Origin of the sequence: Serratia sp. J2 (genome assembly GCF_046269175.1) — a bacterium.
In the GTDB taxonomy this organism is placed as follows: domain Bacteria; phylum Pseudomonadota; class Gammaproteobacteria; order Enterobacterales; family Enterobacteriaceae; genus Chania; species Chania fonticola_C.
In genome coordinates this window covers 54,623-65,583 of sequence record NZ_JBKABN010000031.1, presented here as the reverse complement: position 1 = coordinate 65,583, position 10,961 = coordinate 54,623, and the positions used below count along the sequence as shown (strand labels likewise).

The window sequence follows — 10,961 nt, the reverse complement described above, 5'->3', positions numbered from 1 at the left end:
CCATCGGGTTTTTTTACGCCTGAAACTCGCTCAAAAATCAGAAAAACTCACTGCCCGCGCCGAGCCCTGCCCACCGCTTCACCCAACTGCCACACCGCCATCGAATAATGCACGCTGTGGTTATAGCGGGTGATAGCATAGAAGTTCGGCAAGCCGTACCAGTATTGGTAACGGTTGCCCATATCCAGTCGCAGCAGGCTGACCTGCTGATTACCTTCCAACGAACCTTGCGGCGTCAAGCCCGCCGCGGCCAGCGTAGCGACCGAATAGTTGGTTTTAAAACCAGTCTCTAAACCAGGAGCCTGGCCATTAGCCGGCACCGCCACCGTTGCCCCACGCGTCCAGCCATGAGCTTTGAAGTAGTTGGCCACGCTGCCGATGGCATCCACCGGATCCCACAGGTTGATATGGCCGTCACCGTTAAAGTCAACCGCATAGCTCTTGAACGACGAAGGCATAAACTGGCCGTAGCCCATCGCACCGGCGTAGGAGCCGCGCAGGGAAAGCGGATCGTCACCTTCGGCACGCGCCATCAGCAAGAAGGTGGCCAATTCACCGCTAAAGTAGTCAGCACGGCGTGGGTAGTTAAACGACAGCGTCGCCAACGCATCGATAATGCGCGTTTTGCCCATCACCCGGCCCCAGCGAGTTTCTACCCCGATGATGCCCACGATAATTTCTGGCGGTACACCGTAAACCTGATAGGCGCGCTGGAGATCCGCCTCATATTTATTCCAGAATACCACCCCGTTCTGCACGTTGTCCGGCGTCAGGAACTTGTTGCGATAGCGGATCCAAGCGCCGTTTGGCGTGGTCGATGGCTTACCTGCCGGTGCCTGCTTATCCATCAGAGCCACCACCCAGTCCAGTTGCTTGGCCTGGGCTAGCACGTCATGCAACTGCTGGCGCTCAAAGCCGTGCTCCTGCACCATCTTGTCGATAAAGCGCGCCGTCGCCGGATTATCGGCAAAGTCGCCGCCCAGCGGATGAATGGCATGCTCCGGTTCAAGCACAAAGCCACTCTGCACCAGGCTATCTGGGGGGGCCAGTTGCTCGGAAGGTTTAGGCTCACTGCTACAGGCAGCCAGCAAAGGGATCAGGGGTAAAAGCGTAACCAGATGACGCATCGGATATCCATATAGGCCAGGCAAAAAAAGTTGTCGCTATGTTAAGCCATTGTCTGGCGCGAACAAACAGGAATCTGGTCCCCGGCGGCCTCATTTTGTTCACAAAATACCCAGCTAAAAAGCAAGGTCACATATACACTTAGTAGTGCTTACCTTTATCAAGGCGATACCCGTTCAACGCCACTACGCCAGGTTGTTTCATTGCCCCTGGGAACTGGCGCAATCAATGTGTTTTCTCTCCAACACAGCACACGAGGAATAACGTATATGAGTAAGCTCCCCGATCAAGAACCGCCACGCCGTGCCCTGCTAAAACGTACCGCAGCCCTTTCAGTATTAGCCATGACCGGCATTGCCGGTTTCACTGCGCCGTCAGTGGCCTTTGCCGCCGCGATGACCAAAGAACAGCGCGATAAAATGACGCCGGACGACATCATCGCCAGCTTTAAACAAGGCAATATGCGCTTTCGTGAAGGCAAAATGCAGCAGCATGACTATGTCGCCCAGAAGCAGGCCAGCGCTCAGGGGCAGTTCCCGGCGGCGGTCATTTTAAGCTGCATTGACTCACGCGCCCCGGCGGAACTCCTGTTTGACGTCGGCATTGGTGAAACCTTTAACGCACGCGTTGCCGGTAATATCCAGAATGACGACATTCTGGGCAGCATGGAGTTTGCCTGTGCCGCTGCCGGAGCCAAAGTGGTGCTGGTGATGGGACACACCGCCTGCGGGGCGGTAAAAGGGGCCATCGAAAACGTCGAACTGGGTAACCTGACCGGGCTGCTCAACAAGATCAAGCCGGCCATCGACAAGACCGAATTTAAAGGCGAACGTAGCGGTAGCAACTATGAATTTGTCGATGCCGTGGCCAAAACCAACGTCGAGATGACCATTGCCGATATCCGCAAAAACAGCCCGGTGCTGAAAAAGCTGGAAGAGGAAGGAAAAATCAAGATTGTAGGCAGCATGTACCATCTTGACGGCGGCAAGGTCGAGTTTCTTGCTTAACGCCTAGATACCCTATCACCCTAGCGGCGACATTGGCTCGCCGCTGCTTATAACTCTTCTTGAGTATCAATGCATTACATCACGCCCTGTTTCAATATTTATTCTGCGAATCATTAAAAATCCCTCTTTTGATCAAACACCCACCCAGTAATCAACATAGAATTCACAAAAAATTAAACTCACCAAGGATAGGGTTTTACATGGAAATTAAGGTTAATGGCCGTTTGGTCGCACTGAGCAATATCCCACCAGAGACTCCCCTGCTGTATGTCCTACGCAACGATTTACAACTCAACGGCCCCAAATATGGCTGTGGCCTGGGTGAATGCGGTGCCTGTACCGTACTGATCGACGGCGTTGCGGCCCGCTCTTGTTCTACCCCGCTGTCTGCTGCACAAGGGAAAACGATCACCACGCTGGAAGGGCTAAGCCAGGAAGGCCATTTACACCCGGTGCAACAGGGCTTTATCGATGAACAGGCCGCACAGTGTGGCTACTGCACCAACGGCATGATTATGACGCTGGTGGCGCTATTTGAACGCGATCCGCAAGCCAGCGAGCAACAGATCAAAAACGAATTAGCCTTCAACCTGTGCCGCTGCGGTACCCATCTGGAAATTCTGGCTGCGGCGCAACAGGCCAAGCGGCTACTGGCCGAGCGCGGTGCCCAATGATGGAGATGCAAATAACCCGTCGCCGCCTGCTTCAGGCGGGTGGCGTAGTGATGGTCAGCAGCCTGTTACCCTTCAACGCGTTGGCGGATAGCCCTGCCGCCGCAGGCAAAGCGATCCCCCTGGACCGTATCAGCAGCTTTATTGCCCTCAGTGCCGACGGCAAAGTGACCGCGTTTAACGGCCACGTCGATCTCGGCACCGGCATACGCACCTCACTGGCACAGATTGTCGCCGATGAACTGGACGTGGCTTTCGACGATGTCACGCTGATCCTGGGCGATACCAATCGCACGCCCGATCAAGGCCCAACCATCGCCAGCGCCACCATTCAGGTAACCTCGGTTCCCTTGCGTCAGGCAGCAGCGCAGGTACGGCAATTGCTGGTGGAACTGGCAGCTATGGCCTTCAAGCGCCCGGCCTCACAGCTGACAACCGCCAATGGCTTCGTCTTTGCCCCAGATGCCCCCTCAGCCCGCCTGAGCTACGCCGAACTGGCGCGTGGGCAGGATCTGCATCTGCCGTTGGACAGCAATGTGGTGCTGAAAAGTCCGCAAAGCGGCCAGTATGTAGGCAAACCGGTGGCGCGCGTCGATATTCCGGCCAAGGTTCGCGGCCAACTGACCTATGTGCATGATATGCGCCTACCTGGCATGTTACATGGCCGGGTCGTACGCCCGCCTTATGCCGGAGCAGACAGCAGCGCGCCGTTGGGAAAAGCGATGATTTCCGTCGATCGGGGATCCATCGCCCACCTGCCCGGCATTGTCAAACTGGTGGTCATCAATGACTTTATCGGCATCGTAGCCGAGCGTGAGGAACAGGCGATCGCAGCCATGCGCCAACTAAAGGTGCAATGGCAGCCCTGGGCCGGGTTACCCGATCTGTCTTTGGACAAGCTGCACGCTACGTTGGAAGCCATGCCGAAAGCCGAGCGAATTTTGCGCGACGATCCGGGCACCACCGACGCCCTTGCCGCAGTCACAACGCAGGTCAATGTCGACTACGTTTGGCCTTATCATTTACATGCCTCCATCGGCCCTTCCTGTGCCGTGGCCGAGGTAAACGCGCATCAGGTGGAAATCTGGTCTGGTACGCAAAATCCCCACGACCTGCGCAAAGACATTGCCAAATTGCTTGGCCGGGAGCTGGAACAGGTGCACATCAACCGCATGGAAGCTTCCGGCTGTTATGGCCGTAACTGTGCCGATGACGTTTCGGCAGATGCGGCCTTACTGTCGCATGCCACTGGCAAGCCGGTGAGGGTGCAGTTGATGCGCGAGCAGGAAGCGGGTTGGGAGCCAAAAGGTACCGGGCAATTGATCCGCGTACGTGGCGGGCTGGATGCCAATCATCAGGTCGCCGCCTATGAGCTGAGAACCAGCTATCCCTCCAACAACGCCGTTACCCTGCCGCTGGTATTAACCGGCAAGGTCGCCAATCGGGCAGATGTGCAGCAAATGGGTGATCGTACCGCCGTGCCTCAGTATGAATATCCGCATATGCGGGTAATTGCGGAAGATGCGGCCCCCATCGTGCGGGCTTCCTGGATGCGTGGCGTGTCGGCGCTGCCGAACGTGTTTGCCCATGAAAGCTGGATCGACGAATTGGCCTACCTCGCCAAACAGGACCCGATCGCCTACCGGCTGCAATATTTAACCGATCCGCGCGCCATTACGTTGATCCACGCGCTGAAAAAACAGGCCAACTGGCAGGATGGCCCCGCCCATCGTAATCCAGTGGACGAGGATCAAGAAGTGGTCAATGGCCGAGGTTTCGCCTATGCCCGTTACTTCCACAGCAAATTCCCCGGTTTTGGTGCCGCCTGGGCGGCCTGGGTCTGCGATCTCAGCGTTAATCGCCGCAACGGGCAGATCAAACTGAACAAGATCTACGTTGCCCACGACTGCGGGCAAATCGTCAATCCGGCCGGGGTGCGCCATCAGGTGCATGGCAACATCATCCAGTCTGCCAGCCGGGTCCTGAAAGAGTTTGTCACCTTTGACGGCAGCGGAGTGACCTCACTGGATTGGGGCGGTTACCCTCTGCTGCGGTTTGACGAACTACCAGAGGTGGATATCCAACTGCTGGATAACCCACATGAGCCGCCGATGGGGGCCGGTGAATCCGCCTCCGTACCTAGCGCTGCCGCCATCGCCAATGCGTTATTTGATGCGCTGGGCGTCAGACTGCGTGAAGTCCCCTTCACCCCGGAACGGATCCTGAAGGCTTTAGCTACTGCCACCTCTTCCAGCCATGCAAACAGGTAACACATTATGCACAAGATAAAGAAAATCGCCGGGCTGGGCGCGCTGGCCGTTGCCATCATCGTCGCGGTAGGTGGGATTGCCACCTGGCAGCCAGAAATGGTGCAAACCGAGCCCCTGAATACCCGCAATTTCAGCCAGGCGCAGATTGAAAAGGGTGAGCGCCTAGCCGCTCTTGGCGATTGTGCGGTGTGCCACACTCGCCCCGGTGGTGAACGCAATACCGGCGGGCTGGCGATGGAGATCCCGTTCGGCACCATCTATACCAGCAATATTACGCCCGACCTGGAAACAGGAATTGGCAGATGGTCCTATCCCGCCTTTGAACGCGCCATGCGTCACGGGGTCGATCGCCAGGGCAATTACCTCTACCCGGCTTTCCCCTATACCGCCTTTACCCGCACCAGCGACGAAGATCTCAAGGCACTGTACGCTTACCTGATGACGCAGCCAGCGGTGCACTACCAGCCGCCGAAAACCTCATTACATTTCCCCTTCAATATCCGTCAGGGTATCGTGACCTGGAACTGGCTCTATCTGACGCCCGGTGCCATGCAGCCAGACGCAAGCCAGAGTAAAGAGTGGAACCGGGGGGCCTATTTGACGGAGGGGCTGGGCCATTGCAGCGCCTGTCATTCACCACGAAACTTTCTGTTTGGGGAGCAAGGGGGCAGCGAACATCTAAACGGCGGTGTCGCAGAAGGATGGACCGCTCCGGCTCTGACGGCCAACGATCAATTACCGCTGGCCTGGAGCAAGCAAGATTTAGTGACCTTTATGCAAACCGGCTACTCGGCTAACCACGGCGTGGCAGCAGGGCCGATGGCACCAGTGATCGAGGAGGGGCTTTCTCAGTTGCCATCAGAAGATTTACAGGCCATTGCTACCTATCTGAGTTCCTTCCATCCTCAGGATCAAAGCCTGCCCGGTAAGACCGCAGAGATCAGCCGATTAGCGGAGCAAAGGGTAGAGCCGCTGTCATCACAGGGGGCCCGAATTTTCTCCGGGGCCTGCATGGCTTGTCACTCTCAGGAGAAAGGCGCGCAGATGCAGGGCGTACGCCCTTCCCTGGTCCTGAACAGCAACCTGTATAGCAGCAGCCCGGATAATGCCATCCGCGTGGTGCTTTCCGGTATCCAGCATCCGGCCAAAGGCGAATTGGGTTATATGCCTGCGTTCCGTTATAACCTCAACGACGAGCAAATCGCCGCGCTACTGAACTATCTACGGCAGGACTTTGCCAAGCAAAAACCGTGGCCTGATGTGCAGCAACGGGTGGCTGAACTACGAGCGGAAACCGCCCCCTCACCCCAACCCTCTCCCACAGGGAGAGGGAGCTGATACGGCGTTGTGATCAGGTATGGGAAGCGCTCTGTGACACCGTCTGGATAATCACTGGTCAGCCGGAGATCGCTGCGTCCCTCACCCCAACCCTCTCCCACAGGGAGAGGGAGCTGATACGGCGTTGTGATCAGGTATGGGAAGCGATCTGTGACACCGTCTGGATAATCAATGGTCAGCCGGAGATCGCTGCTCCCCTCACCCCAACCCTCTCCCACAGGGAGAGGGAGCTGATACGGCGTTGTGATCAGGTATGGGAAGCGCTCTGTGACACCGTCTGGATAATCACTGGTCAGCCGGGGGTCGCTGCGTCCCTCACCCCAACCCTCTCCCACAGGGAGAGGGAGCTGATACGGCGTTGTGATCAGGTATGGGAAGCAATCTGTGACACCGTCTGGATAATCAATGGTCAGCCGGAGATCGCAGCTCCCCTCACCCCAACCCTCTCTCAAAAAAGGGGGGGGGAGCTGAACGGAGCGCGTGGCAGGGGGCAAAGTTATTCTGTAACTATTTAATATAAAGACAAATTGCTGTAATTCAGTGGGGACTCGATCGGTCCCCTCTCCCTGTGGGAGAGGGTTAGGGTGAGGGGGTGTGAACAGAAGCCAGAAGCTACTTCTGTAACTTGGCCAACAGCGTCTTACGGGTAATGCCGAGCTGTTTGGCCGCCTCGGTCTTGTTGCCCGCAGTTTGTTCAAGCGCCGCCAAAATCGCCTGTTTCTCTACCTGCTCCAACGGCTGGATCGCTTGGCCACATTGGCGATCCGGCTGCACATCGGCGCACTGGCTGACGCTCAGCGGCAGCTCTTTTTCACTGATAAAGTCCCCACTCAGCAGGATCACCCCACGCTCAACGCTGTTCTCCAGCTCACGCACGTTGCCCGGCCAGGGGTATTTCAGCAGCATATCCATCGCCAACGGGGTGAATCCCTTGACCGTCTTACGGTTACGCTCGGCAAATTTGGCTAGGAAGTGCATCGCCAACAGGGGAATGTCTTCGCGGCGCGCCCTCAGCGGCGGGCTGTCCACCGTCACCACATTCAGCCGATAGTAGAGATCCTGGCGGAATCTGCCAGCCTCCACGTCCGCCAACAGATCCCGATTAGTTGCCGCGATCAGGCGTACATCCACCGACAGGGTCTGATTACTGCCCACCCGCTGGATCTCCCGCTCCTGGATCGCCCGCAATAATTTCGCCTGCATCAACGGCGAGACTTCTCCAATTTCGTCCAGGAACAGCGTGCCCTGGTCAGCCTCCATAAAGCGCCCTTCCCGGCGTTTGTCGGCACCGGTAAATGCCCCTTTCTCATGACCGAACAGCTCCGACTCCAACAAAGATTCGCTCAAGGCGGCGCAGTTGATGCTCACCAATGGCCGATCCTTGCGCAGGCTATTGGCGTGTACGGCCCGGGCTATCAGCTCCTTACCAGTGCCTGATTCGCCGCTGATCAACACCGTTGCTTCGGAAGGGGCGATCATGGCGATCATTTCCAGCAGTTTGCGCATCGGTTCACTGCGGCCAATAAAATTTTGCTGTTCGAACCGCAAGCGCTGCTTCAGATCTTGGTTCTCGCTTTTTAACGAGGTATGCTCCAGCGCGCGTGCCAGCGTGAGCTGCAACGTATCGAAATCGAGAGGCTTGGTCAGATAGTCATAAGCCCCCGCCTTAATCGCTTCCACGGCAGACTCCACGTTGGAATAGGCAGTCATGATCAGGATCGGGATCGCCGGGTTATAGCTTTTGATGGCCTTCAGCGCCGCGATGCCGTCCATTTCCGCCATCCGCACGTCGCTGAGGATCAGATCAAACGGTTGCGCCATGACCTGCTCCAACGCTTGTCGGCCGTTATGCGCCACGCTGACCCGGTAACCCCAGCCGTTTATCAGCGCCTGGAGGATGGTGCAGTGGCTGAGATCGTCCTCAACCAGCAAAATATGTGCATTAGGCGTCTGCATGAGCCTCTCCCTGCAGTGTTTGGTGACTAAGTGGGATCACCATTGTAAAGCGTGTGCCCGTTGGTTGGCCGCTGGTCACGGCGATCGTCCCCTGATGCTCCTCGATCACTTTCTGCACCATGGTTAGCCCCAGACCTGTGCCCGTCGCCTTGGTGGTGAAGTAAGGGTTAAAGATTTTTCCAAGGTCGTCGGGTGGGATACCAGCACCCGAGTCGCTGACGGTAATGCGCATCGCCCCATCCTTGGTCACTTCAACGTCAACCTCGAGTACGCCTTTCGAGCCAATCGCCTGGATGGCATTGAGATAGAGATTCAGCAACACCTGAGTGAGGCGATCGGGGTCGATCTCCACCAGCGGCAAAGCTTCATCACAACGGGAACGGAGGACGATATTGTTACTCTCTGCATCCTGGCGGATCAGGTGCAGCGAATGTTCGATCACCTCGTTAATCGCCACCCGCTGAAAACGCAGATCGGCAGGGCGCACCAGCGCCAGTAACTCGGTGATCACCCGGTTGAGACGATCGACCTCTTTCGCCATCACCTTGGCCAGTTCATGCTGTTCGCTACCCGCAGGCGAACGGTCGGCAAAATACTTGGCGAAGCCTTTGATGGAGGAAAGCGGATTGCGGATTTCGTGGGCCACGCCAGCCGCTAAATCGCCGATAGCCGCCAGCTTTTCTTTGCGGCGGATCTCCTCTTGCAGTTGGCGAATTTCCCGCATATCGCGGAAGATAAACACGTTGCCCAGAAAATGGCCGCTGTGATTAACAATATTCGCCACGCTTAGGCTCAACGGCAGGCTCTGCCCGCCAGCTAGCCGATAGTCAATATCCTGTTCGATAATCGGCTGGCCGTGGCTACTTTTCTGCGCCAGTTGCTGCCATTCGGCGGGCAGCACCTGATGGCTGGGCTGGCCAAACAGCTCGGCGGCACGACAACCCAACATCACTTCTGCCGCATGATTAACCACCCGGATCTGGTGCTGCTCATTGGTGGTGATCAAGCCCATCGGCAAGTTACTGATAATTTCGCTGGAGAAGGCCCTTGAGTCCTGCAACTGCTGGCTGGAACGTTGATAACGCCGCCCCCAGAACAGCGCCAACACACTGGCTAACGCCAGCAACAGCAGGATGGACAGCAAAATCGAGGTGTTGCGCATATCCTTTGCCTGGGCGGCATCCAGCGCGACGGTGTCTAACGCCGCAAAAATGACGGCCTGCTCATCATCCTGAAACTCGGCAGCCTCCTGCATACGCGATCGGTTCATCATATGGCCGGCGTGGCCGCTACCACGTTTGAGCGGCTTAAACCAACGGTAGGCTTCGAAAGCATTCTGCTGCTGAGCCTGTGGCTCATCAAAAACCGTCATATGCCATTGTGCATCGCTGGAGACTTTCAGCTCAGCCATCTGTTGCGGGCTATACAGCTGCTGGCCAACGCGTTGCGGATCGCTGTGCGCCAGGATGCGGCCAGAGCGATCGGTAATGGCGATGTACAGCACGTTCGGCTGATAGGCCATCTCCTCCAACAGGGTTTGGCGCTGATCGTGACGCCAACGCATCCCCATACCGGTACGGGCACCGGATTCAAACGAGCTCATCAACACCGCGCTTTTTTCTCGTAGCGTTTGGATCTCCACCTCACGACCACGCTGCAGATCTTTAATGGCCAGGGTGATGATAATGCCGAGCAGTAACGCGACCGCAGCAATCGCTATCCAGGCAGGTAAGAGCGTCGATTTGGTTTTAAATTCCATTGGCTTCCTCTGCAACCGGCACGCCAGCGTGCGGGTAATTATTACCCACACTATCAGTATGGCGAGTAAAAATAACCCACTTTATCTCTGGATTGCGACCAGCAAACGGCCATCCTCTACCGTCAGTTATTTTTATTACTGTCATAAACTTAACGCGCTGCATGCTGACACTCCTTGGCTGGTACCCGTTGGTTGGAGCTAGCCCAGCCCAAAAGGCGATCCTGGATCTATACAATTCCCATGCCAGCCTGAAGCTGGCACGACGGTTGCAATGAAAGAAATGGAATCCATGAACCCTAAACAAAAGGAAATCAATCATGACGCTAACTAAAACCACCTTCGCCGCCATTATCTCCGTTGCCCTGCTAGCCGGTGTTAGCACTACTGCGCTGGCGCAAAATGGTTACCACGCAAACATGACCAATGCACAGGGAACTCATCAGGGGATGGGTTATCAGCACGGTAACCGCGCGAACTTGACGCCTGAACAGCAAGCCGTCAGCCAGAAAGCCTTTGATGAGTTCCAGTCGAAAACCGCCGATCTGCGCCAACAGCTGATGTCCAAGCAATACGAATATCAGGCGCTTCTGACCAGCAAGCCTTTGGATGAACAAAAGGTCTTGGCCGTGAGCAAAGAAGTTACCGCATTGCGTGACAACCTGTACCAACAACGCGTGGCGCTGGATACCGATCTGGCCAAGGCCGGCGTGCCAATGATGGGCCGTGGGATGGGCGGAGCTGGGATGGGCGGCGGACGCGGCTGCCGTTAAGCCCTAACATTACCCTCAGATAAAATCGGGAGAACGCCAGACCTGTTCTGGTTTCTCCCACCAAT

General features: G+C 56.5%; 9 protein-coding genes. 5 read left to right on the top strand and 4 right to left on the bottom strand.

The features are described from left to right. Nucleotides 1-47 precede the first annotated feature (47 nt). Nucleotides 48-1,127: a lytic murein transglycosylase B gene (mltB, locus tag ACKWMY_RS23985; RefSeq protein ID WP_024530721.1), complete on the bottom strand. Its 1,080-nt coding sequence runs from the start codon at nucleotides 1,125-1,127 to the stop codon at nucleotides 48-50. A gap of 267 nt (nucleotides 1,128-1,394) precedes the next feature. On the opposite strand from mltB, the gene ACKWMY_RS23980 reads away from it, so the two are divergent. From ACKWMY_RS23980 to ACKWMY_RS23965, 4 genes are all read left to right on the top strand, one after another. After that, a complete protein-coding gene (locus tag ACKWMY_RS23980; RefSeq protein ID WP_065686958.1) occupies nucleotides 1,395-2,132 on the top strand; it encodes a carbonic anhydrase in 738 nt (245 codons plus the stop codon). 200 nt (nucleotides 2,133-2,332) lie between these two features. Continuing rightward, on the top strand, nucleotides 2,333-2,806 hold the full coding sequence (locus ACKWMY_RS23975; RefSeq protein WP_074031689.1) for a (2Fe-2S)-binding protein: 474 nt from the start codon (nucleotides 2,333-2,335) through the stop codon (nucleotides 2,804-2,806). Beyond that, a complete protein-coding gene (locus ACKWMY_RS23970; RefSeq protein WP_409487186.1) occupies nucleotides 2,803-5,073 on the top strand; it encodes a molybdopterin cofactor-binding domain-containing protein in 2,271 nt (756 codons plus the stop codon). Before ACKWMY_RS23975 ends, ACKWMY_RS23970 begins: the two co-directional genes overlap by 4 nt. A 6-nt stretch (nucleotides 5,074-5,079) precedes the next feature. Next, complete coding sequence (locus ACKWMY_RS23965) at nucleotides 5,080-6,411, top strand: c-type cytochrome (RefSeq protein WP_409487185.1); 1,332 nt, start codon at nucleotides 5,080-5,082, stop codon at nucleotides 6,409-6,411. Nucleotides 6,412-7,023: 612 nt separating this feature from the next. Here the strand turns inward: ACKWMY_RS23965 and ACKWMY_RS23960 are convergent. From ACKWMY_RS23960 to ACKWMY_RS23950, 3 genes are read right to left on the bottom strand one after another with little or no spacing between them, the layout of a single operon-like run. Next, nucleotides 7,024-8,367 (bottom strand): sigma 54-interacting transcriptional regulator, encoded by a 1,344-nt coding sequence (locus tag ACKWMY_RS23960; RefSeq protein WP_074031679.1) that lies wholly within the window; start codon nucleotides 8,365-8,367, stop codon nucleotides 7,024-7,026. Next, complete coding sequence (locus tag ACKWMY_RS23955; protein WP_081375856.1) at nucleotides 8,354-10,126, bottom strand: PAS domain-containing sensor histidine kinase; 1,773 nt, start codon at nucleotides 10,124-10,126, stop codon at nucleotides 8,354-8,356. Before ACKWMY_RS23955 ends, ACKWMY_RS23960 begins: the two co-directional genes overlap by 14 nt. Next, nucleotides 10,116-10,289 carry a hypothetical protein gene (locus ACKWMY_RS23950; RefSeq protein ID WP_309048240.1) on the bottom strand — a complete coding sequence of 58 codons (174 nt, stop codon included), beginning with the start codon at nucleotides 10,287-10,289 and terminating at the stop codon, nucleotides 10,116-10,118. The genes ACKWMY_RS23955 and ACKWMY_RS23950 overlap by 11 nt, the downstream gene beginning before the upstream one ends. A gap of 154 nt (nucleotides 10,290-10,443) precedes the next feature. On the opposite strand from ACKWMY_RS23950, the gene ACKWMY_RS23945 reads away from it, so the two are divergent. Beyond that, entirely contained in the window at nucleotides 10,444-10,896 is a 453-nt protein-coding gene (locus ACKWMY_RS23945) for a periplasmic heavy metal sensor (protein ID WP_074031669.1), read from the top strand. Nucleotides 10,897-10,961: the final 65 nt, after the last annotated feature.

What these genes read in the sequence shown, in the direction of transcription:
- mltB (WP_024530721.1), bottom strand. Translation starts at nt 1,127, where the DNA reads ATGCGTCATCTGGTTACGCTTTTACCCCTGATCCCTTTGCTGGCTGCC.
- ACKWMY_RS23980 (WP_065686958.1), top strand. Translation starts at nt 1,395, where the DNA reads ATGAGTAAGCTCCCCGATCAAGAACCGCCACGCCGTGCCCTGCTAAAA.
- ACKWMY_RS23975 (WP_074031689.1), top strand. Translation starts at nt 2,333, where the DNA reads ATGGAAATTAAGGTTAATGGCCGTTTGGTCGCACTGAGCAATATCCCA.
- ACKWMY_RS23970 (WP_409487186.1), top strand. Translation starts at nt 2,803, where the DNA reads ATGATGGAGATGCAAATAACCCGTCGCCGCCTGCTTCAGGCGGGTGGC.
- ACKWMY_RS23965 (WP_409487185.1), top strand. Translation starts at nt 5,080, where the DNA reads ATGCACAAGATAAAGAAAATCGCCGGGCTGGGCGCGCTGGCCGTTGCC.
- ACKWMY_RS23960 (WP_074031679.1), bottom strand. Translation starts at nt 8,367, where the DNA reads ATGCAGACGCCTAATGCACATATTTTGCTGGTTGAGGACGATCTCAGC.
- ACKWMY_RS23955 (WP_081375856.1), bottom strand. Translation starts at nt 10,126, where the DNA reads ATGGAATTTAAAACCAAATCGACGCTCTTACCTGCCTGGATAGCGATT.
- ACKWMY_RS23950 (WP_309048240.1), bottom strand. Translation starts at nt 10,289, where the DNA reads ATGCAGCGCGTTAAGTTTATGACAGTAATAAAAATAACTGACGGTAGA.
- ACKWMY_RS23945 (WP_074031669.1), top strand. Translation starts at nt 10,444, where the DNA reads ATGACGCTAACTAAAACCACCTTCGCCGCCATTATCTCCGTTGCCCTG.